This window comes from Aeromonas sp. 601039 (assembly GCF_049174415.1).
Taxonomy (GTDB): Bacteria; Pseudomonadota; Gammaproteobacteria; order Enterobacterales; family Aeromonadaceae; genus Aeromonas; species Aeromonas veronii_A.
The window spans coordinates 124,514-146,451 of sequence record NZ_JAAKTL010000009.1; the positions used below are offsets into that span (position 1 = coordinate 124,514).

At 57.5% G+C, this 21,938-nt stretch carries 17 protein-coding genes and 1 pseudogene; 7 read left to right on the plus strand and 11 right to left on the minus strand.

All coding sequences use genetic code 11. The features are described 5' to 3' along the window. Nucleotides 1–49: 49 nt before the first annotated feature. Together malE and yejK are read right to left on the minus strand one after the other, a co-directional pair. Nucleotides 50–1,231, minus strand: a complete 1,182-nt coding sequence (gene malE / locus G5195_RS09955; protein ID WP_005344703.1) for a maltose/maltodextrin ABC transporter substrate-binding protein MalE — start codon at nucleotides 1,229–1,231, stop codon at nucleotides 50–52. Between the two features lie 395 nt (nucleotides 1,232–1,626). Then, the gene (gene yejK, locus G5195_RS09960; protein WP_337073030.1) at nucleotides 1,627–2,676 is read right to left on the minus strand and encodes a nucleoid-associated protein YejK; all 1,050 of its coding nucleotides are present in this window, start codon (nucleotides 2,674–2,676) and stop codon (nucleotides 1,627–1,629) included. Between the two features lie 73 nt (nucleotides 2,677–2,749). Between yejK and G5195_RS09965 the strand changes: the two genes are divergently transcribed. Continuing rightward, nucleotides 2,750–2,977 (plus strand): YejL family protein, encoded by a 228-nt coding sequence (locus G5195_RS09965; protein ID WP_005344699.1) that lies wholly within the window; start codon nucleotides 2,750–2,752, stop codon nucleotides 2,975–2,977. A gap of 48 nt (nucleotides 2,978–3,025) precedes the next feature. Then, entirely contained in the window at nucleotides 3,026–4,876 is a 1,851-nt protein-coding gene (locus G5195_RS09970) for a DUF3413 domain-containing protein (protein ID WP_005344698.1), read from the plus strand. Between the two features lie 89 nt (nucleotides 4,877–4,965). Here G5195_RS09970 and G5195_RS09975 read toward each other — a convergent pair whose 3' ends face one another. Next, nucleotides 4,966–5,778: a MetQ/NlpA family ABC transporter substrate-binding protein gene (locus G5195_RS09975; protein ID WP_421236082.1), complete on the minus strand. Its 813-nt coding sequence runs from the start codon at nucleotides 5,776–5,778 to the stop codon at nucleotides 4,966–4,968. A gap of 440 nt (nucleotides 5,779–6,218) precedes the next feature. Between G5195_RS09975 and G5195_RS09980 the strand changes: the two genes are divergently transcribed. From G5195_RS09980 to G5195_RS09990, 3 genes and pseudogenes are all read left to right on the plus strand, one after another. Then, nucleotides 6,219–8,093, plus strand: a complete 1,875-nt coding sequence (locus tag G5195_RS09980) for a S8 family serine peptidase (RefSeq protein WP_421236083.1) — start codon at nucleotides 6,219–6,221, stop codon at nucleotides 8,091–8,093. A 15-nt stretch (nucleotides 8,094–8,108) separates the two neighbouring features. Next, nucleotides 8,109–8,570, plus strand: a complete 462-nt coding sequence (locus tag G5195_RS09985; RefSeq protein ID WP_421236086.1) for a serine protease chaperone — start codon at nucleotides 8,109–8,111, stop codon at nucleotides 8,568–8,570. Nucleotides 8,571–8,990: 420 nt separating this feature from the next. Then, nucleotides 8,991–11,371, plus strand: a pseudogene (locus G5195_RS09990) (beta-glucosidase). Between the two features lie 95 nt (nucleotides 11,372–11,466). Here G5195_RS09990 and G5195_RS09995 read toward each other — a convergent pair. From G5195_RS09995 to queA, 8 genes are all read right to left on the minus strand, one after another. Next, complete coding sequence (locus tag G5195_RS09995; RefSeq protein WP_421236084.1) at nucleotides 11,467–12,444, minus strand: helix-turn-helix domain-containing protein; 978 nt, start codon at nucleotides 12,442–12,444, stop codon at nucleotides 11,467–11,469. A gap of 600 nt (nucleotides 12,445–13,044) precedes the next feature. Next, the gene (gene nlpI / locus G5195_RS10000) at nucleotides 13,045–13,980 is read right to left on the minus strand and encodes a lipoprotein NlpI (protein WP_005344691.1); all 936 of its coding nucleotides are present in this window, start codon (nucleotides 13,978–13,980) and stop codon (nucleotides 13,045–13,047) included. A 90-nt stretch (nucleotides 13,981–14,070) separates the two neighbouring features. After that, entirely contained in the window at nucleotides 14,071–14,439 is a 369-nt protein-coding gene (locus tag G5195_RS10005; RefSeq protein WP_005344690.1) for a rhodanese-like domain-containing protein, read from the minus strand. A gap of 84 nt (nucleotides 14,440–14,523) precedes the next feature. Then, on the minus strand, nucleotides 14,524–15,471 hold the full coding sequence (gene secF, locus G5195_RS10010; RefSeq protein WP_005337322.1) for a protein translocase subunit SecF: 948 nt from the start codon (nucleotides 15,469–15,471) through the stop codon (nucleotides 14,524–14,526). Between the two features lie 10 nt (nucleotides 15,472–15,481). Further along, complete coding sequence (gene secD, locus G5195_RS10015; protein WP_005337324.1) at nucleotides 15,482–17,335, minus strand: protein translocase subunit SecD; 1,854 nt, start codon at nucleotides 17,333–17,335, stop codon at nucleotides 15,482–15,484. Between the two features lie 18 nt (nucleotides 17,336–17,353). Continuing rightward, on the minus strand, nucleotides 17,354–17,689 hold the full coding sequence (gene yajC, locus G5195_RS10020; protein ID WP_005337327.1) for a preprotein translocase subunit YajC: 336 nt from the start codon (nucleotides 17,687–17,689) through the stop codon (nucleotides 17,354–17,356). A 52-nt stretch (nucleotides 17,690–17,741) separates the two neighbouring features. After that, nucleotides 17,742–18,878 (minus strand): tRNA guanosine(34) transglycosylase Tgt, encoded by a 1,137-nt coding sequence (tgt, locus tag G5195_RS10025; RefSeq protein WP_005337329.1) that lies wholly within the window; start codon nucleotides 18,876–18,878, stop codon nucleotides 17,742–17,744. Nucleotides 18,879–18,952: 74 nt separating this feature from the next. Beyond that, entirely contained in the window at nucleotides 18,953–20,005 is a 1,053-nt protein-coding gene (gene queA / locus G5195_RS10030; protein WP_005344678.1) for a tRNA preQ1(34) S-adenosylmethionine ribosyltransferase-isomerase QueA, read from the minus strand. A 212-nt stretch (nucleotides 20,006–20,217) separates the two neighbouring features. On the opposite strand from queA, the gene G5195_RS10035 reads away from it, so the two are divergent. After that, a complete protein-coding gene (locus G5195_RS10035; RefSeq protein WP_013723842.1) occupies nucleotides 20,218–20,664 on the plus strand; it encodes a CBS domain-containing protein in 447 nt (148 codons plus the stop codon). Nucleotides 20,665–21,355: 691 nt separating this feature from the next. Then, complete coding sequence (gene ahpC, locus G5195_RS10040; RefSeq protein WP_005337335.1) at nucleotides 21,356–21,922, plus strand: alkyl hydroperoxide reductase subunit C; 567 nt, start codon at nucleotides 21,356–21,358, stop codon at nucleotides 21,920–21,922. The last annotated feature ends 16 nt before the right edge of the window (nucleotides 21,923–21,938 follow it).

The window sequence follows — 21,938 nt, forward strand, 5'->3', positions numbered from 1 at the left end:
GAGATTTGAGAGAGTGGGAGGCCATTGCGGCCTCCCGGGTGGTGCAAGCTTACTGAACGATACGCTTGGCAGCGGTATCCAGTGCTTCATCAACACTTTGACGACCGGAGGTCACGTTCTTGAGGGCTGTTTCGAAGGAGGACCAGAAACGGCTCATCTCGGGAACGGACGGCATCGGCTCGCCAGCCTGGGCGTTCAGCATGGTGGCCTTGATGTGCGGATCGGATTCCAGGGTCTTCTGGAAGGATTTCAGCGCGACTGCACCCAGCGGCTTGTCGGCGTTAACCGGCGCCAGACCGGCATCGGTCAACAGGTAGTTTTCCAGGAACTCGATGGCCAGATCCTTGTTCGGGCTGGCGGCGTTGATGGTGGCACCCAGTACGCCAACGAAGGCTTTAGCCGGTTTGCCATTCAAGGTCGGCAGCGGTGCTACACCGTACTTGATGCCGCTCTTGTCCAGGTTGCTCCAAGCCCAGGGACCGTTGATCATCATGGCCACTTCGCCCTTATTGAACTTGGCGTCCATCACACCGTAGTCGATGCCTTTTTCCAGGTGACCGGACTTGATCATCTCGGAGATGTAACCCACGCCCATCTTGGCGCCCGCATTGTTCACGCCGGTATCTTTAACGTCATAACCGGTAGCGGTTTTCTTGAAGGCGTAACCACCGTTGGCAGCCACCAGCGGGTAGCTGAAGTACGGGGTGTCATAAGCCCACATGATGGCGCGCTTGCCGTTTTTCTTCAGAGTCTCGTCAATCTTGGCGATCTCTTCGAAAGTTTTCGGCGGCTCGGGCAGAAGGTCTTTGTTATAGATCAGGCTGACCGCTTCCATGGCAACCGGGTAACCATAGGTTTTGCCATCAACAGTCATGGCATCCCATGCCAGCTGTTCAAATTTGCCTTTGGTGGCAGCGTTCGGGGTCACGGGGACCAGCAAACCGGCTTTGACCCACTCACCGTAACGGTCGTGAGCCCAGAAGAAGATGTCCGGGCCGTTGCCAGTGGCTGCGGCTTGCTGGAATTTCACTTCAACCTGATCCGGGTGAGCCACAGTAACCTTGATGCCGGTTTCTGCTTCAAACTTCTTACCCACTTCAGCCAGACCGTTGTATCCCTTGTCACCGTTGATCCAGATGGTCAGCTGGCCTTCATCGATGGCAGCAGTAGCAGAGCAAGCGACGCCAAGAGTGGCCAGACCGATCAGGGATGACAGCAATTTCTTTTTCATGAGCCTTTCCTTGTATTAGTTCCGCGCTGTAAGAGCATTGTGTGCGAGATGAATATTATCCCAAGCGGCAAACGGCTCACATGACGCAACTCGCATTTTTGAAATGCAATTACGTATTTCCTTCCAGAAAGTTTTGAAAACATTTTCTTATTTCAGGGGGTTAGCGCCATTTATTGGCATATTTCTCGCCAACGCAAGAAATTAAATTACCAAATAGAAATAAAAAAACACGATTGAAAGGGTTTTCACCTCATTGAAAACCCTTTCACATGGATAATTCTGTTTAATTTGTTAACAAAGCACCGAGTTGGTTTCGCTGCCCCCTGCCCCATTAAATAAAAAGACACCGCAGCGAACTGCGGTGTCTTTTTGCCAAAAATGAAGGCCGGATCACATTATGACTGGCGCAGCAGCTGATCCTTGAGATTTGGCGGCACCCCCTTGATGGTCAGGGTATCGGTCTGCGGGTCATAAAACACCCTGCAGTTCAACAGTTTCTGCTCGAAGCTCAGGGTCAGGCCGCCCCCGGAGCCGACAAACTTGGTCAAGCCGCGCAGGGTGGAACGGTCAGCCGGGAAACGCTCTTCCAGCTCATACTCCTGACCGATAAAGCTGTAAAAATCGAGATCGCCATCGCCGGGCAATTCTGCTGACAGCTCCTTGATCTCGATCTCTTCACCGGCACTCGCCTGTTCGGAGCAATATTTGAAGACCTGCTTTTTATAGTCATTGCGCTCGGTCGGTTCGAGCTGGCGACTGTCGCAATAATCTTCTACCGCCTGCAGCAAGCCTTTATTCTGCACCTTGGCATCCATCCCCTCACGGGCCCCCAGCAGATCCATAAAGAAATCGCCCAGTTTGCGACCGATACGTCCCTTGCTGAAGGTGATATAGCGGCGCGAATCCGGTTGGGTTTTCCATTCGGTCAAATCGATACGAGCCACCAGATTGAGTTTGCCGATATCGAGATACTGGATATGACGCAACTCCAGCGCTTCGCTGACGGTGACGCTCTCCTTGCCTTCCAGCAGAGCGATCATCAGGTAGTCAACCCCCACGTAGTTGTACTTGGCAAACAGCAGTACCCCCTGCTCGTCAAGGGCGTGCTCCACCAGTTGCCTGACCAGCAGCTGGGTCATCTCCACCGAGAAGGGGACGAATTCGAGCTGCTCGTCGAGCAGTTTTTCCAGCGCAATGCGAAACAGGGGAGAAGGCTGTTTGGGAGCCTCTTCACCGTCAGCCAGCTCGGCGACGGCGGCCTCGGGGTCTGCAAAAAAGCCAAAGCCCTTGCCCCCCTTGCCATTGTAAATGCGGTGCAGCTCCGCCATCAGCCCCTGTACTGCCTCGTCAGCAGGCAGAAGCTGGCTGCGGGTGTCGGCGTGAGGTTGACCATCGCCGCCCTGGCGCAGGGAGTGAAGAATGATCTTGTCGATATCGAGACTCATGTCACAAAGCCATAGTGTTAGCCGAAAGGGTGAAGTATTATAAGGCGCTTTGAACCGAGATGAACTGAAGATTATGCCCATCGTATCAAAGTACAATAACGAGCAGTTTGACGCCCTGATGAACGACCTGATCACCGCCCTGGAAAAGCATAAAGCGCCGGTGGATCTCAGTCTGATGGTGCTCGGCAACCTGACCACCAATATCATCAATGGTATGGCTCCGGCACAACGCCAGGCCATCACTGAAAAGTTTGTCCAGGCCCTGACCGCATCGGTCGATAACCGCCATGACACACACTGAGTCCTGCGACTCTGTTGATTTGACGTTTCTCAACGCAGATGGATCACTATGGTCGAAACCGGTAACCCCTATCGTGATAATGTCTCTCGCCTGATCACCTGGGGGCATTGGTTCTCCTTCTTCAACATCATTCTGGCCATGCTGATTGCCACCCGCTATCTGGGTGCCATCAACTGGCCGTCGACCACGCTTGGCGTGGTCTATCTCGTTGTAAGCTGGATTGGCCACTTCTCTTTTTTAAGTTTTGTCACTTACCTGTTGACGATCTTCCCACTCAGCTTCCTGCTGCCCAAAGAGAAACCGCTGCGTTTCATCTCCGCCATTGTGGCGACACTGGCACTGGTGCTGCTGCTGATCGACACCCAGGTGTTCCGGCTATTCAAGTTCCACCTCAATGCCCAGGTGTGGCAATTGCTGCTGGATCAAGCCCAGACCGAAGAGGGCTCGATCTGGAGCATTATCTTTATTGCCGTCCCCACCATCTTCCTGCTGCAGCTGCTGCTGTCGGCCTATGTCTGGCGCAAGATCAACAAGCGCAAACGCCGTCAGTACGGCAATCAGGTGGGGCTGGCCTTGCTGATCTGCTTTATCCTGACCCACGTGGTCAACAGCTGGGCGGATGCCACTCTCTATCAGCCCATCACCATGCAGCGCGCCAACTTCCCACTCTCCTACCCCATGACGGCCCGTTCCTTCCTGGCCAAACATGGCTGGCTGGATCTGGATCAGTACGAGAAGCAGGCGGCCTCCCAGCGAGATGAAGGCGACAGCAGGATGCACTACCCACTGCGCCCGCTCAATGTCAATGCCCCCCAGACCCACAGCAATCTACTGATTGTGGTGGTCGACTCCCTGCGCTTTGACATGCTCAACAACATCAACATGCCCAATCTGCAGCGCTATGCGGATCAGCATCTGACGTTCCGCAATCACCTCAGTGCCGGAAACGACGACTTGATGGGCATGTTCGGCCTCTTTTACGGCCTGCCCGGCCACTACTACAAAGAGATCAGCAGCGACAAGCGTCCACCGGTGCTGTTTGACGAGATGTTGCGCCAGGATTACCAGTTCGGGCTGTTCGGTGCGATGGAAGATGCCCAGAAGTATCGCAAGAGCATCCTCTCCGGTCTGCGTAAACAGGTGTTTGTCTCCGAACAGGTCGATGATGGCAAGCTGCTGATCGACTGGCAGCAGTGGCTGGAGAAGCGCACCCCGGAGCGCCCTTGGTTCTCGCTGGTCTACCTCTCCAGCCCGGGCGACTATCAACTTCCCGCGACCATGAAGGGGCCGTTCCAGCCTGAGCTGACCAACTTCAACCCGGCCACCGCCTATCGGCCGGAAAACCTGCAGAAACTGGAGAATCGCTACAAAAACTCGGTCTTCTATACCGATCAGTTGCTGGAAGATATGTTGACCAAGCTGCAACAGCAGGGGATGGACAGCAATACTGTGGTGGTGATCACCTCCAATCATGGCCAGGAGTTCAACGATACCCATAGCAACAGCTGGGGCGCTGGCAACAACTACTCCCTTTATCAGGTTCAGGTGCCGATGGTAATTGCCTGGCCGGGACGTGGCAGCCAGGTCGTGGAGCGACCGAGCAGCCATCTCGATCTGGCCCCGACCCTGATGCAGAGCCTGCTGGGCGTGCGCAACCCGCCACGGGACTACAGTGTGGGGCGCTCTCTGTTCGACACCAGCCCGCGTAACTGGCTACTGGCCGGGGATCAGAACGACTTCGCTATTTATGAAGGCGACACCATCACCCACTTCAACAAACAGGGTGACTTCGAACTGCTGGAGCGCAACAGCTATCGTCCGATCAAACATGGCACTCCCGATATGGGCGCTATGATCCAGGTGATGAACGAGCTGAACCGATTCTATCGCAATCATTGACCTTGGCACTGATGGTTTTGTCCCAGTAAAACGCCCCGAATCCGGGGCGTTTTTTATGCCATATCGTAATCGTTCCACCCTGACCGGCTTTAGCCCCCCCACCCTTGCGGGTACTTGTAGCCGACGAAACGCTTTATCGCATAGTCCTTGAAGGCCGCCGAGTTGTAGGCTGCTGCCACATCTTTGGCAAAGGGCTTGTCCGCATCGGCACTTTTTACCACCACCCAGTTGATAAAGTCGTAGCTACGCTCCAGGAAGAGACCTTCAGTGAAGGGGATACCGCTGGAGGCGGCGAAATTGCCGTTTATCACCGCAAAATCCACATCCTCCCGAGCGCGAGGTAGTTGTGCAGCTTCAAGCAGTACCAGCTTGAGGTTGTGCGGGTTGCGCACTACATCAAATTCGCTCGCCTTGAGCGGATTGATCCCCTCCTTGAGAGTAAGCCAGCCGAGATCCTGCAGCATCAACAGCGCCCGCGCCTGATTGGTGGGATCGTTGGGGATGGCCACTGTACTCCCCTCTTTCACCTTGTCGAGAGCGACCAGCTTGCCGGAATAGAGCCCCATCGGGCCTGTTGGCATCTGGGTAATAGGTGCCAGCGACAACCCCCGATCCTTGGCAAAGCTTTCAAGATAGGGTTTGTGCTGGAAACAATTCACATCCAGCGACCCGTCGGCCAACGCAATATTGGGGGAGACATAGTCGGTAAACTCCACCAGCTTGACCTTGTACCCCTTGGCCTCCAGCTGTGGCTTGATGGAGTCGGTCACCATGTCGGCAAAATCCCCCACGGTAGTGCCAATCACAATCTCCTGTTTGGCCGGATCGGCTGCCAGGACGATGCCGGCCTGACTGCTTGCCAGCAACAATACGGAACAAAAGCGGAAGGTACCACGCAACATAAAAGACTCCCTGTCTGCAGATTTATCGAGTGATGCCGGATTGTCAGAGTCGAAAATGGAAATCCAGACATCTAAACGGCCATTTAAAGCAAGCTATCAGAGTCAGCGCCCGGTGCCAAGCAACAAAAACGAGAAAGGTAATAAGCCAGGTGATAAAGAGAAGGGAGCCAAGATGATGCCCACACAGCCGGCGCATCGGACAGTCACGAAAGCAGGTTGCAACCCACGCCAGTTAATTACAGAAAGATCAATAATAGCAAATGATAAATGCTCTCAATAGAGCACACTGAAAGCCTCAATGGAATACCTACCACAAAAAAGATCAGATTTCTTTGAATCTTATCAAACTTATGAAAACGGGCTCTTTTGACTCTTCATTATCCATGTGTAGATTCCATTCGCACCCAGGAAGGTGCCCTATAAGATGGAGTTTAAAAATAATGAAGCAAACATCGTTAGCGCTGACGGTCACAGCGCTGCTGTCGACACTGCCAGTTGCACTCGTTCAGGCAAGTGAAAGTTGTGTCCCGCTCAGCGGTAAGGAGAGCGGGTTGGATACTGGCCGCAGCAGCACGGAACGCTGCCTGCTCGGCATCAACCCGCTGCAGGATCAGCAGTGGTATCTGCTCAACAGCGGCCAGGATGGCTTCAGTGCCAGGGCAGGAATCGCAGGCAATGACCTCAACCTCTGGTGGGCACACCGTACCGGCGTGCTGGGACAGGGTATAAATATCGCGGTAGTGGATGATGGCTTGGCCATCGGCCACCCGGATTTGGCGGACAACGTGCGTCCGGGTTCAAAAAATGTGGTAACCGGCAGCGATGACCCGACCCCGACCAATCCGGATACCGCCCATGGCACCTCGGTGGCGGGCATTATCGCCGCGGTGGACAACACCATAGGCACCAAGGGGATCGCCCCCCGCGCCCAGTTGCAGGGATTCAATCTGCTTGATGACGAGAGTGAACAGCTGCAGCAGGATTGGCTCTACGCCCTTGGCGACAGCGAGGCCAGCCGCGACAATCGGGTCTTCAACCAGAGCTACGGCATGAGCCTGGTGGATCCCCGCTCTGCCAACTCTCTGGATCAATCCCAGCTTGATCGTCTGTTTGAACAGCAGACCCTCAAGGCGCAGGGCGCGGCCTATATCAAGGCCGCCGGCAACGGCTTCAACAAGATAGCGGCGGGCGGCTATGTGCTTAACCGCACCGGCAATGGCCCCAAATTGCCGTTTGAAAACAGCAACCTCGATCCCTCCAACAGCAACTTCTGGAACCTGGTGGTGAGCGCGCTCAACGCCGATGGCGTCAGATCCTCCTACTCCAGCGTCGGCAGCAACATCTTCCTGAGCGCGACCGGCGGCGAATACGGTACCGACTCTCCGGCGATGGTGACCACGGATCTGCCCGGCTGCGACATGGGTTACAACCGCACCGACGATCCCAGCACCAACCGGCTGCACGGCAACCCGCAACTGGATGCCAGCTGCGACTACAACGGTGTGATGAACGGCACCTCCTCCGCCACCCCCAGCACCTCCGGCGCCATGGCGCTGCTGATGTCCGCCTACCCGGATCTGTCGGTACGTGACCTGCGGGATCTGCTGGCGCGCAGCGCAACCCGGGTCGATGCCACACAGAAACCTGTGATGGTCAGCTACACCAGCAGCACCGGCAAGGTGCGTGATATGAAAGGGCTGGAAGGGTGGGAGCGCAATGCCGCCGGCATGTGGTTCAGCCCGACTTACGGTTTTGGTCTGATTGACGTCAACAAGGCCCTTGAGCTGGCAGCCAATCACCAGCCCCTCCCCCCGCTGGTACAGCTGCCATGGCAGAAGATCAATGTCACCGGCAGTGCCGCCACTATCCCGGATGTAGGCAACAGCCCGACCAGCTCGACAACCCGCATTGCCACACCATTGACGGTAGAAGCGGTTCAGGTGATGGTGAGTCTGGATCATCAGCGCCTGCCCGATCTGCTGATCGAACTGGTTTCCCCCGCCGGTACCCGCAGCATACTGCTGAACCCGCTCAACAGCCTGGTTGGCCAGTCGCTCGATCTGCAAAAGCTGGGTTATGTGCGTACCAAGGGCTTGCGTGACATGCGCCTGCTCTCCCACAAGTTTTATGGTGAACCGGCGCAAGGCACATGGCGACTGGAGGTAACCGACGTTGCCAACGGTACCCGTCAGGTCTCTCTGCTCAATCGCGAGACCCGTGAGCGCACCACCCTGACCGAGCGCAACAACCGCCAGCCAGGCAAGCTGATCGAGTGGTCCTTGCGGATCCTTGGCCACAACGCCAACCACAGCTAACAAGCAAGGAATTTTATCATGAACAAACCGGTTACCTTACTGCTGGCCAGCCTGTTGGCCCCCCTCGTGCTTAATGCTGTGGCGGCAGAAGCCGTGACTCTGGAGGGCAAGCAGTACCGCACTATAGAGGTAAATGGCCAGACTTACCTCATCCCCGACCATGGCAGCAAGTCGCGAACCACCCGCAGTCTCGATGGCAAGGAACCGCTGCAGACCCTGCACCGTGGCGATGTGCTGATGCAGGGGGCCGTCAGCCCCGAGCTCACCGTCAGCGGCACCCTGCTGGTGGAAGCCGATGACGACCAGGCCAGCGCACTGGCCAGCCGTCACGGCCTGCGCTTCAAGCAGAGCAGCGGCGGCATCGCCCTGCTGGAAGCCAAGCCGGGTACCGATCTGAACGCCGTCGCCACGGCGCTCAAGCAGGAGGGGGTCAAGGTGCAGATTGAACTCGCCGGGGCCCTCAAACAGCCCAAGTGAGCCGTCCCGGGCCATTGCCCGGGCATATCAGCTGATCTTCGAGGGGGCCGCCGGCCCCCTCGCGTGTTGCCCGCGGTCATCTTCATTGGCCATCAGGCCACCCGTTTTCCCAATCTCCCCTGCCCTTCTCCCCTCTTGCCACCTTCCACCCTTGGTTTGGCACCGCCTTTCGATGCGACCTAGCTCACAACTCGGCCCCCTTGCTCCCGCCGGCACATTTCTCGCTCCCCCGGGGCAAGGCGGCCCTCGCCCGGCTTGTTAACCTGCCTGCAGCCAAACGCCAGCCCACGGGTCCGTTCGGCCTTCCTTGCGATATCCAATGGCAGCCGCCAGCAGAGCGGCCCAGCCCGGGCGGATGCCTTCCACCCGGTGTCGATATCTCCTTTTTATTTTTATTCAGACAGTTACGAGGACGTCTTCATGCCTATCACCACAAAATTGAAAGCGGTTTCACTGGGTATCAGCCTGGCGCTGGCCGGCCTGCTGGTCGGTTGCAACCAGAATGACTCGGATCCCCTGGTCAAGGACGATGCCTATTACCGTGGCCAGGCCGAGGCCATGGTGGCCAAGCTGACCCTGAGCGAGAAGCTGGACCTGCTCTCCGGCCCCGGTTACGGCAGTGCCAACGGCGCCATCAACGTCAAGCAGGACGTGCCCGGCGTGGCGGGTTACATCAACGGCGTGCTGCGCAGCGCGGACGGCATCGACATTCCGGCCCTCAAACTGGCGGACGGGCCGGCCGGGGTGCGGATCAACGCCAACCGCGACGATGACAGCGCCAGCTACTACGCTACCGCCTGGCCCATCGGCTCGCTGCTCGCCTCCAGCTGGGACGTCAAGCTGGTCAAGGCCGTCGGCGAAGCCATGGGGGACGAGGTGCGCCAGTACGGGGTCGACATCCTGCTGGCTCCGGGCATGAACATCCAGCGCAACCCGCTCAATGGCCGCAACTTCGAGTACTACTCGGAAGATCCCCTGCTGACCGGCAAAATCGGCGCCGCCATGGTCAACGGGGTGGAGAGCAACGGGGTGGGCACCACCATCAAGCACTACTTCGGCAACAACTCCGAGACCAACCGCAACCAAATCAACGACATCGGCGAACCGAGAACCTTCCGCGAGATCTACCTGCGCGGCTTCCAGATAGCGGTAGACGAGGCCCAGCCCTGGGCGGTGATGACCTCCTACAACAAGGTCAACGGCACCTATGTCAACGAGCGCAAGGATGCGGTGACCGACCTTCTGCGCGGCGAGTGGAAGTTTGACGGCCTAGTCATGTCCGACTGGTTTGCCGGCGACGTGGCCAACAACGCCTACAAGCAGGTGCTGGCGGGGCAAGATTTGATCGAGCCGGGCAACGTCAAGGAGCAGTTGCAGCAATCCATCGCGCACGGCGATCTCGACGAGGCCAAGGTGAACGAGGCCGCCATCCACATCCTGACCCTGGTGATGAAGAGCCCCTCTTACAGCCAGTTGGCCATCAGCAACAGCCCGGATCTGACCGCCCATGCCAAACTGGCCCGTCAGGCCGGCGCCGAGAGCATGGTGCTGCTGCGCAACGAGGCCGCGGCCCTGCCGCTGGCGGCAAGCAGCACCCTGGCCAGCTTCGGCATCAATCAGATCAACACCTACAAGGGCGGCACCGGCAGCGGGGATGTGAACGCCGCCAGCACCACCACCATCGCGCAGGGACTGGCAGCACGCTTCCCGGTCAACGAGGCGTTGCGAGCTACTACCGCGATTTTTACGAGAACAACAAGGTCTATCACGAGGGGCAATTTGGCGCCAAGGGCTACTACACCTGCGCCGAGGCGCCGATCAGCGGCGAGCTGGCGGCGCTGATCGCCAATGCGGCCGCCACCCAGCAAGCCGCCGTCATCAGCATTGGCCGCCAGGCCGGAGAAGGGGCGGATCGCAGCAGTGGCAAGGGGGACTATCTGCTCGGCGATGACGAGCGCGCCCTCATCGACGCGGTGAGCAGCGCCTTCCACGCCCAGGGCAAGAAGGTGGTGGTGGTGCTCAACGTCAACGGCGTCATCGATACCGCCCAGTGGAGCGACAAGGTGGATGGCATCCTGCTGGCCTACATGGCTGGCCAGGAGACCGGCCACGCGGTGGCGGACGTGCTCTCCGGCGCGGTCAACCCGAGCGGCAAGCTGGCCCAGAGCTTCCCGCACAGCTACGCCAGCGTTCCCTCCGCCGGCACCTTCCCGGGTGAGGACACCGACGGGGACGGCGAACCGGACGATCTCTACTACAACGAGGGGATCTACGTGGGCTATCGCTACTACAGCACCTTCGAGCAGGCGGTCTCCTACCCGTTCGGCTTCGGTCTCTCCTACACCAGCTTCAGCTACACCAGCCCCGCCATCGCCAGCAATACCCTGGCCGATGGTGCAACCGGCAGCCTGGTGCTGACCGCCACCATCACCAATACCGGCGCCATGGCAGGCAAGGAGGCGGCCCAGGTCTATGTGACCGCCCCCGAGGTCAAGCTGAAGAAACCGCTCATCGAGCTCAAGGCCTTTTCCAAGACGGCGCAGCTGGCACCGGGGGCCAGCGAACAGCTGAGCTTCACCATTCCGGCCAGCATCCTCGCCAGCTTCGATGAGGCCAGCAACCAGTGGATCGTGGAGCCGGGCCGCTACAGCGCCTACATCAGCCCCTCATCGGATGTCTCCGCCAGCACGCCGGTCAGCTTCACGGTGAGCAAGGAGATCGTGGTGAGCAACACCACGCCGGGGGCACTGGCACTGCCGACCGGGGTGGATCCCGCCAGCGTCACCACCATCACCCGCTAACAAAGGCAGGCACGGCCGGGCCCCCAGCCCGGCCTTGCCCGACAATGGCCCAGCAATGACCCGACCACGGGATCGGCCTTGCGCCGGTCCCGTTTTTATTGGAGGGAGTTGCGATAGGCCAGCGGCGTCATCCGGGTGTTGGCCTTGAAGAAGCGGTTGAAGGCGCTCTGGGACGAGAAGCCGACCCGATCGCTGATGTTCTGTAGCGGTTGATCACCCTCCCCCAGCAAGCGGCAGGCTTCGCTCACCCTCGCCTCCCTGAGCAGGGTTGAGAAGCTGCGTCCCTCTCCCTGCAATTTGCGATTCAGGGTCCAGCGGCTGACATTCATGGCCGTGCACACCTCCTTGAGCAGGCTCTCGTCGCTCTCCAGCCCCCCTTCCCGGATCTTGTGGCGGATCCGCTCCCCCACCAGACAGGCAAAGGGGGCCCGCTCGGCGATGTCGGCACAGATCTGCGCCAGCTGAGCCAATTGCAGATAACCCAGCGGCTCGTTGTAGCACTGGCTGGGACAGTCGAGTTGTGCGTTGTCGATGGTCAGGGTGTTTTCCTCCTGCTCCCAGCGGCAGCGGGTGGCGAAGAACTGGTCCAGCAACTGATGGCGCGGTGGCGGCCGCCCCGTGAAGCCCACCGAGACCCGGGGATCCGCCAGATAGACTCGCAAAATTCGGTAGAGGATGATGAAGTTGGGGATAGCCTGACTCGCCCCCAGGCTGGCGGGCCCCTGATTGACATACAGGTATTGGCTGGCCTGCGCCCCCCGCAGCACCCGCAGCTCGTCACAACTGCCGATGATGGGGCGATAGGCCAGCAGCACCTCAAGCGCAGCCCGCGGCGAGGGCTGATTCAGGCACAAGCTGATGAGAGGTGGATAGTGCTGGTAGAGCTGGCCGATGTCGTAGGAGAGGATGGTTTCGTGAAAACTGGCCAGATAGGGCTGCATCAGTTGCAGCATCCGGTAGTGGCTATGGGCCGGCAGCCGGCCCTGCTCCCGCTCGATGTCGAACGACGTGAGGCCGCCCGCCATCAAAATGGCATCGGGATCGCCCCCCTGCTGCTGGCAGGCTCCCAGCATTCGTCTGATCACCTGGTTTGATACGCTCTGTGACATCCGTCGTCCAGGCCTCCGTGCTGACAGGAAACTGCTCGTGATCTCCACCTTATCGACTACTGATCCGCCCCCCATCGCACAGGGTTAGGGGATCAGGGGCCATTATGGGGCGGTCACAGGACGAGCAGATGTAACGGAGTGTAAAAGCACGGGCCAGCACGCATATTTACTCCCTATCGTCAGCCTCACCCATTATGAGAGAGGCAGTCCGGCAGGAATCGGACAAGAGCAGCGATAGTCAACCAGTCGCCCACCGCGATAGGGAAGAGAATCACCCATATCAGGAGGCATACGACGAGCCGACCGGGTTTCACACGGAGTCGGCCCCATCCATCTGTTGAGCTGCATGGATCAGATGTGCCCGTTCATTATTCAGAGGCGGGCGGCAGAGTTGGAAAAACTGGTAGGGTTGTGTGGATTAGCGACACGAAGCTCACTGTGACATGGAGCCAAGCCACGGGAGTGGGTGTGAAAAAGCAGATAAAAACAATGCCAGTCAGGCTTTACTGACTGGCATTAGCCTCATATCGAGGTTTTTTATCACCGGGTAATCGCCATCTCCATTCAGGAGGGCTGTTCGCCTTTGCTCTGGGCACCCGGCGGCAAGGGTTTGCGCGCCATCAACTCCAGTTCGAGCAGAGCATAGCGGTGCTCGATGAAGTCATAGACGTTGTTGGAGAGCGCCAGCTTGAAGTAGCTGATGGCTTCCTTGCGGTTGCCTTTGCCCAACTCGAACTTGCCCAGATAGAAATAGGTTTCACACAGGCGCTCGGCCAGCTCCCGGTTATCCTTCACCCCTTTCACCACGTTGCCCATCAGCTGGGACGCGTTGATCTCGCCGGTATAGAGGCGAACCAGATCCCAGTTCCAGGCGTCGTCATCGTACTTGTTGAGGCGCTCGCGCATCCGGCTCATGGCCGCAGCGGGATTGAGCTTCTGCTCGGCCAGATAGAGCCAGATCACCCGATAAGGGTCTTCCGGCTGCGCTTCGTAGAAACGCTTCATATCGGCCGCTGCCAGCTCGGGACGATTACCGTAATAGAGGGCAATACCGCGGTTAAGGTAGGCATAGTCATAATCGGGTGCCAGCTCGAGGGCTGAGTCGAATGCCTCATAGGCTTCGTCGTAGTTCTGCTGCTGTACCAGATAGACACCGATGAAGTTGTAGGCTTCAGCGAAATCCGGTTTCTCCCGCAGGGCCCTGTTGAAATCGAGACGGGCAAGGGAACGCAAGCCGACGCGATCAAACACCACGGCACGTTCATAGAACAACTCGGCCCGTTGCTCCGTGGTCAACTCCATTTCACTCAGCATCTGCCCGAGTCGGGCGAGCGCCAACTCGCTTTGGTAGGAGACCTGCAGGGGGGTCGCCAATACCAGTGAAGCAGGCTGCGCCTTGGGAACCTTAGGGGTGTTGACATGACTGCTACTGCTGCAACCCCACATGGGTAGCAGCAACAGGATACCAAGGAGGTATCCAATCCCTTTCCTGACGTTCAATGAACACTCCGACGCTTACGCTTGACCCCGCATATGGTAAAGGTCAGCCGCCACTTTGTCATGTAGCTGAGCCCCTCTCCATCAAATAAATCAGGATTCGACAGGGTATCCGGCCTCCAGCCAGCCGCGAAAACCGCCGTCAACACTGATTACGTTGCGATAACCCATCTGTTGCAAATTGTCGGCCGCCAGTACGGAGCGAAAACCGCCACCACAATAGAGATAGAGCGTGGTCTCGGGATCCGGGAACAGGGTCTCGATATCCCGCTCAATCACTCCACGACCCAGATATTGGGCTCCGGGCAGATGGCCTTTGGCCCACTCGCTCTCTTCCCGCACGTCGATCAGGTGAAACGTGCGCCCTTCGTCCTGCCAGCGCTTGATCTGGTGAACATCGGTTTCGGTGATGCGGGAGCGGATCCCGTCAACCAGCGCCAAAAAACGGGGATTGTGTTGCATGGCAAGCTCCTTTTGTTGAAATCATCTGCGTCAGCAAACGACACGCAGAGATAAGAAAAGAGCGCCATGAGGCGCTCTTCACTGTTACGGCAGGATTTCCTGTTGGTCCGCACCCTCTTTCTCTACCTGGGTGGGCAGCATGTGCTCGCGCTTGACGCCGAGGAACATGGCAAACGCACTCGCCACATAGATGGAGGAGTAGGTACCGAACGCCACACCGATCACCATGGCCACGGCAAAACCGTGGATCAGCGCACCGCCCTTGAGCAGCAGCGCCAGCACCACGATAAAGGTAAGGCCGGAGGTGATAATGGTACGACTCAGGGTCTCGGTCATGGAGAGATCCAGGATGTATTCGGTATCCCCTTTACGCACCTTGCGGAAGTTCTCCCGCAAGCGGTCGAACACCACGATAGTATCGTTCAGGGAGTAACCCACCAGGGTCATCAGCGCCGCCAGTACGGTCAGGTCGAACTCGTACTGGAAGTAGGCAAAGACACCCAGCGTGATCACCACGTCGTGCACCAGGGAGAGAATGCCCCCCAGCGCCAGACGCCATTCGAAACGCACTGCCACGTAGGCCAGGATACAGAGGATGGAGGCCAGCATGGCCAGCGCACCGTCTGTCGCCAGTTCATCACCCACGGAAGGGCCGACGAACTCGACGCGTTTGAGCACTGCGCCCTCGTCGAGCTGCTTGGCAGCCGCCAGCACTTCGTTACCCTGTTGTTCTACCTTGACCCCCTCTTTCGGGGTCAGACGGAACAGCACGTCACGGCTGGAGCCAAAGTGTTGCAGGGTTGCCCCTTCAATCTTCTGCTCTTCCAGAGCGTCGTGGATCTTGTCCAGGCTCACCGACTGCTGGAACCCCACCTCGATGGTGGTACCACCGGTAAAGTCCAGACCCCAGTTCAGCCCCCGATCAAACAGGAAGAACAGGGCTACCACCATCAGCACGGAAGAGAAAACCACACCCGGCTTGGCATAGCGCATAAACGGGATCGGTTTTTCAAAATGTAGAATCTGAAACATTTCTCTATCCTCAGATGGGCAGCTTGTCGATACGCCGTCCACCCCAAGCCAGGTTGATAATGGCACGGGAAACTGTGATGGCAGTAAACATGGAGGCGGTCAGACCAATGCCCAGCGTCAGGGCAAAGCCCTTGATGGCGCCGGTGCCGATACCGAACAGGATCACGCAGGTGATCAGCGAGGTCACGTTGGAGTCTGCGATGGTGGAGAATGCTCGATCAAAGCCCAGATGGATGGCTTGCTGAACACCGCGACCGTTGCGGATCTCTTCACGAATACGCTCGTAGATCAGTACGTTGGCATCCACCGCCATACCCAGCGTCAAGACGATACCGGCGATACCCGGCAATGTCATGGTGGCCCCCGGGATCATCGACATGATGCCGACAATCAACACCAGGTTCATACAGAGCGCCAGGTTGGCAACCCAGCCGAACGCGCGGTAGTAGATCCCCATGAACAGCACGATCACCAGCATGGCCCAGCCGATGGCTTCCATACCGCTGTCGATGTTCTGTTGACCCAGGCTCGGGCCAATGGTGCGCTCTTCCACGATCTGGATCGGGGCGATCAGGGCACCGGCACGCAGCAGCAGCGCCAGGTTGTGGGCTTCGTTGGCATTGTCGATACCTGTGATACGGAACTGGCTGCCAAGACGCGACTGGATGGTGGCGACGTTGATCACCTCCTCCTGCTTGCGGAACTTGCGCTTGCCATCCGGACCCGGTTGACCGACCGGCTTGTACTCGATGAAGACGGTCGCCATCCCTTTACCGACGTTGTCCTTGGTAAAGTTGGCCATCTTGTTGCCACCCTGGCCATCCAGCTTGATGTTGACCTGGGGACGGCTGTACTCGTCGAAACCGGACTGGGCACCCACGATGTGGTCACCGGTCAGGATCACCCGCTTTTGCAGCACCACGGGACGACCGTTGCGATCGTTGTAGACCTTGGAGCTGGGCGGGACACGGCCATCGGCCGCAGCCTGGATGTCGGCAGTCTCATCGACCATGTGGAATTCCAGGGTCGCGGTTGCACCCAGGATCTCCTTGGCGCGGGCGGTATCCTGGATACCGGGCAGCTCAACGACAATGCGCTCGGCGCCTTGCTGTTGTACCAGCGGCTCGGCCACGCCCAGTTCGTTGACCCGGTTACGGATGATGGTGATGTTCTGCTCGAGGGCGTACTTCTTCACTTCCTTGATCTTGGCTTCGCTCAGACCAGCCAGCAGGATGAACTCATCCCCTTTCTGCTCGGTAGTGAAAGTCAAATCAGGGTTCTGACGACGCAGATGAGAAACGGCGCGTTCCTGATCGGCTTCGTCACGGAAGATCACCTGCACCTGATCTCCGACCCGGCGTACGCCGGAGTAACGGATCTTCTGGGTGCGCAGCTCGGAGCGGAAATCCTGCACCATCTGCTCTTGCTGCTTGGTCAGTGCTTCGGCCATGTCCACTTCCATCAGGAAGTGCACACCACCGCGCAGATCAAGACCCAGCTTCAGAGGCGCCGCACCGATGGCTTCGAGCCAGGCGGGAGTGGAAGGTGCCAGGTTGAGTGCGGTAATGAAGTTGTCGCCCAGCTTGTTGGCAACGATATCGCGCGCCTTCAGCTGGTCTTCGGTGTTCTTGAAACGGATCAGGATAAAACCGTGCTCGAATGCAGCATGTTTGACCGGGATCTTGGCCGCTTCAAGGGTCTCTTTCACCAGATCAAGAGTATCTAGCTTGACTTCGGCACCACGGCTGGCAGAAACCTGCAAAGCCGGATCTTCGCCGTAAAGATTGGGGGCTGCATATAGAAAACCGATGGCGATCACCAGGATCACCATCAGGTATTTCCACAGCGGATAGCGATTCAACACGCTGTGCTCCTTGGGAGATTAAAGGGACTGGATAGAACCCTTGGGCAGAACGGCAGAGACGAAGTCCTTTTTGATGGTGACTTGAGTCTGGTCGTTCAGGGCGATCACCAGGTAATCGCTGTCTGCAGCTACTTTGGCAATTTTGCCAACCAAGCCACCGGAAGTGAGCACTTCATCACCCTTGGACAAGGAGCTCATCAGATTGCGGTGATCCTTGGCACGTTTGGCCTGGGGACGATAGATCATGAAGTAGAAGATCAGGCCGAATACGGCCAGCATGATGATCATTTCCATACCACCACCCTGTGCACCCGGTGCTGCGCCTTCTGCATACGCCTTGGAGATAATGCTCATTTAACAACCTCTTATTGATGTAGATTTAAAAAAACAAAATTATATGTTGTTGTTATTTAACGTCATTTTCAGCTAACGGAGGCACAGGCTTCCCTTGCCGACGGTAAAACTCTGTTACAAAGTCGTCTAATTTACCCTGCTCGATCGCGTCCCGCAAACCCTGCATCACACGCTGGTAGTAACGCAGGTTATGAATAGTATTCAGACGGGCACCGAGGATCTCGTTGCACTTGTCCAGATGGTGCAGGTAGCTTCGGCTGTAGTTCTTGCAGGTGTAGCAATCACACTCGGCATCCAGGGTACTGGTGTCGTTGCGATGTTGGGCGTTGCGGATCTTCACCACACCATCGGTGGTGAACAGGTGGCCGTTGCGGGCGTTGCGGGTCGGCATGACGCAGTCGAACATGTCGATACCGCGGCGCACCCCTTCCACCAGATCTTCCGGCTTGCCGACACCCATCAGGTAGCGCGGCTTGTCAGCCGGAATTTTCGGGCAGACGTGCTCTAGGATGCGGTGCATGTCCTCTTTGGGTTCACCCACGGCTAGACCACCGACCGCATAACCGTCGAAACCGATCTCCAGCAGCCCCTTGAGGGAGACATCACGCAGATCTTCGTAGACCGAACCCTGAATGATGCCGAACAGGGCGTTCTTGTTACCCAGCGCATCAAACTTGTCGCGGGAACGCTTGCCCCAGCGCAGGGACATCTCCATGGACTTGCGCGCTTCTTCATAAGTGGCCGGGTACGGGGTGCACTCGTCGAAGATCATAACGATGTCGGAGCCCAGATCGTACTGGATCTCCATGGACTTCTCGGGGTCAAGGAAGATCTTCTCGCCATTGATGGGGTGACGGAAGTGGACGCCCGCTTCGGTGATCTTGCGAATATGGCCTAGGCTGAACACCTGGAAACCACCGGAGTCGGTCAGGATCGGGCCCTGCCAGTTCATGAAATCGTGCAGATCGCCGTGGGCACGCATCACTTCCTGACCCGGGCGCAGCCAGAGGTGGAAGGTGTTACCCAGCAGTATCTGGGCGCCGGTTTCACGCACTTCTTCCGGGGTCATCCCCTTGACGGTGCCGTAAGTCCCGACCGGCATAAAGGCCGGCGTTTGTACCACACCACGTTCGAAGACCAGTTGACCGCGACGGGCACGGCCGTCGGTGGTTTTCAGTTCAAATTTCATTGCTACCTCGGCTGCGTCAGATAAACAGTCTGACAATAGGAGGGCCGCTCACGGCCCGGTAAATAAGCTGAAGCTTATGCTTCAACCTGGCGACGGGTGACGAACATGGCGTCCCCGTAGCTGAAGAAACGGTACTGCCCGGCCACGGCTGCCTGATAGGCCGCCATCACGTTGTCATAACCGGCAAAGGCGCTGACCAGCATGATCAGGGTCGACTCCGGCAGATGGAAGTTGGTGACCATAGCATCGACAATCTGGAACTGATAGCCAGGGAAAATGAAGATATCGGTGTCACTAAAGAAGGGCGCCAGCGGTTTGCCCTGGGCCAGGGTGACCTTGGCCGCGCTCTCCAGCGAACGGACCGACGTGGTCCCCACCGCAATCACCCGGCCACCACGGGCACGGGTGGCCGCGATGGCATCTACCACCTCTTGCGGCACTTCCGCATACTCGGAGTGCATGTGGTGATCTTCAATCTTCTCTACCCGCACCGGCTGGAAGGTCCCCGCCCCTACATGCAGGGTGACAAAGGCCGTTTCAACCCCTTTGGCCCGAATTTTCTCAAGCAGCGGCTCATCAAAGTGCAGACCGGCGGTCGGGGCCGCGACGGCGCCCGGCTTTTGATTGTAAACGGTCTGGTAGCGCTCCTTGTCGGCATCCTCGTCAGGACGGTCGATATAGGGGGGCAGCGGCATGTGGCCGATGGCCTCCAAAATCTCCAGTACCGGACGCGGGTCTAGGAAGTGGATCTCGAACAGGGCATCGTGGCGGGCGCGCATCTCGGCTTCAACGCCACCATCCATGATCATCCGGGTGCCGGGCTTGGGCGCCTTGGAGGCCCGCACATGAGCCAGCACGCTGTGCTCGTCCAGAATGCGCTCGACCAGTACCTCCAGCTTGCCGCCGCTGGCCTTCTGGCCAAACATGCGCGCCGGAATGACACGGGTGTTATTGAATACCAGCAGGTCACCCGGATTGAGCTGATCCAGCACATCCACAAATTGACCGTGGCGCAGGGCGCCAGTTTGACCATCGAGCTGCAACAGGCGGCTGGCGGTACGCTCTGCCATCGGATAGCGGGCAATCAGCTCGTCTGGCAGATCAAAATGAAAATCGGATACTTGCATCTTTCACCTCGGGGGGAATCGGCGGCTAGTCTAGTTATCCCCATCTTCCAAGGCAACCCAAAAGACCAAAAACCCAAGAGAGACAAGGGGTAGCGAGCAATATTGAGACACAACTCCGGTTAATGATTCTTTAATGTTCTGTATTGACCCTGATCATGTTTTGCCAGTTGGGGCTGGGCTAGGGTGAAAGCAGATACACAAGGAGGCCCACCATGATGACCCTATCCGAAATCATGACCGAACATCCCTTCACTCTGGGTCCGTCAAACAGTGTCAAACAGGCGATGGACCTGATGCAGCAGGAGCGGATCCGCCACATTCCCATCGTCGACGAGCAGCATCACCTGCTGGGGTTGGTAACCCTCACCGATATCCTGGCCACCCGGGAATCCAAGCTGCTGCTCATCAGCCCGGAGCGGGAAGCCGAATTTACCGACAGCGTGCAACTCGACGAGATCATGACACGGCAAGTGGCGAGCGTAGATCCTCACGCCGGCATCAAGGAGGCGGCACTTTACCTGCAGCGGCACAGATATGGCTGCCTGCCGGTACTCAAAGGACGCAAGCTGATCGGCATTGTCACCGAGTCGGACTTTATTGCCGTGGCCATCAACCTGCTGGAATTGATGGAAGAGCAGGAACCACCTACCGATTTTTGACAGATCCATCTGTAATTAAATTACAAAAAAGCGTTTTCAGCCGTCAAAATAAGCTGAAATGATGAAACACTTTCATTTTGAATGAAAAATTACACCAAATGCTTGCCTTGTGATCTGCGTCACACTATCATCCCTCTCATGCAATAGTTGCCGAGGGGGAGACGAGGGATTGTGCACCCATTATTTTCCTCTCATATGTCTGCAAGTTTGCACACCCCGTAGTTAGTCTTTGCTGTAAAGCATTTGTTTATATAGCCATTCCTTGTTTGATGACCCGGCCCTGTCGTTGCGATAGCGCCGGGATTTTTTTATCCGCGTTTTCTGCTCTCCCCCTTGTCAGCACATACCCCATCGCTGCGAGCAGCGGTCTCAACCTCCTGCGCCACCTGTTTTCACCACCGTTTATCTCATCGCGTTATCGTGGATCTGCACACCCCTTCTTATGCCTTGAAAAGGCGATGTAGCGCACAGATATTGAACCACGACAAGGAGTTATCTCAGTAGGCCAGAGATATTCATGTTAGGTACAGCCATAGTGAGCTATCTAATAAGTAGATTTAAGCGATTCAAAATTGCGGCTTTTATCGATTAACGGAAGCCCCTATGATGAATCCATCGAAAGTTAAGCGCCTCGTCTGGCAAGACTCTTCAACACCAGACCGGCATATGTACATCACCAAGGAGCAATTACATGTCTACCTACATCAACACTGAAATCAAGCCGTTCAATGCTACCGCCTACCACAATGGCAAATTCGTTCAGGTGTCTGACGCTGACCTGAAAGGCAAGTGGTCCGTGGTCTTCTTCTACCCGGCTGACTTCACCTTCGTTTGCCCGACCGAGCTGGGCGACCTGGCTGACAACTACGCTGAATTCCAGAAGCTGGGCGTTGAGATCTACTCTGTCTCTACCGATACCCACTTCACTCACAAAGCATGGCACGACACCTCTGACACCATTCAGAAGATCCAGTACCCGATGATTGGTGACCCGACTGGCACCATCACCCGCAACTTCGGCGTGATGATCGAAGAAGCTGGTCTGGCTGACCGCGGTACCTTCGTAATTGACCCGCAGGGCATCATCCAGATCGTCGAGATCAACGCTGGCGGCATCGGCCGTGACGCACTGGAACTGCTGCGCAAAGTTAAAGCGGCCCAGTACGTTGCCTCCCACCCGGGTGAAGTGTGCCCGGCTAAATGGAAAGAAGGCGAAGCCACTCTGGCCCCGTCCCTGGACCTGGTAGGCAAGATCTAAGCCTCCCGCTTCCAAG

Excerpts from the sequence above, each read along its gene's own strand:
- malE (WP_005344703.1), bottom strand. The coding sequence starts at position 1,231 with ATGAAAAAGAAATTGCTGTCATCCCTGATCGGTCTGGCCACTCTTGGC.
- yejK (WP_337073030.1), bottom strand. The coding sequence starts at position 2,676 with ATGAGTCTCGATATCGACAAGATCATTCTTCACTCCCTGCGCCAGGGC.
- G5195_RS09965 (WP_005344699.1), top strand. The coding sequence starts at position 2,750 with ATGCCCATCGTATCAAAGTACAATAACGAGCAGTTTGACGCCCTGATG.
- G5195_RS09970 (WP_005344698.1), top strand. The coding sequence starts at position 3,026 with ATGGTCGAAACCGGTAACCCCTATCGTGATAATGTCTCTCGCCTGATC.
- G5195_RS09975 (WP_421236082.1), bottom strand. The coding sequence starts at position 5,778 with ATGTTGCGTGGTACCTTCCGCTTTTGTTCCGTATTGTTGCTGGCAAGC.
- G5195_RS09980 (WP_421236083.1), top strand. The coding sequence starts at position 6,219 with ATGAAGCAAACATCGTTAGCGCTGACGGTCACAGCGCTGCTGTCGACA.
- G5195_RS09995 (WP_421236084.1), bottom strand. The coding sequence starts at position 12,444 with ATGCTGGGAGCCTGCCAGCAGCAGGGGGGCGATCCCGATGCCATTTTG.
- G5195_RS10005 (WP_005344690.1), bottom strand. The coding sequence starts at position 14,439 with ATGCAACACAATCCCCGTTTTTTGGCGCTGGTTGACGGGATCCGCTCC.
- secF (WP_005337322.1), bottom strand. The coding sequence starts at position 15,471 with ATGTTTCAGATTCTACATTTTGAAAAACCGATCCCGTTTATGCGCTAT.
- yajC (WP_005337327.1), bottom strand. The coding sequence starts at position 17,689 with ATGAGCATTATCTCCAAGGCGTATGCAGAAGGCGCAGCACCGGGTGCA.
- tgt (WP_005337329.1), bottom strand. The coding sequence starts at position 18,878 with ATGAAATTTGAACTGAAAACCACCGACGGCCGTGCCCGTCGCGGTCAA.
- queA (WP_005344678.1), bottom strand. The coding sequence starts at position 20,005 with ATGCAAGTATCCGATTTTCATTTTGATCTGCCAGACGAGCTGATTGCC.
- G5195_RS10035 (WP_013723842.1), top strand. The coding sequence starts at position 20,218 with ATGATGACCCTATCCGAAATCATGACCGAACATCCCTTCACTCTGGGT.
- ahpC (WP_005337335.1), top strand. The coding sequence starts at position 21,356 with ATGTCTACCTACATCAACACTGAAATCAAGCCGTTCAATGCTACCGCC.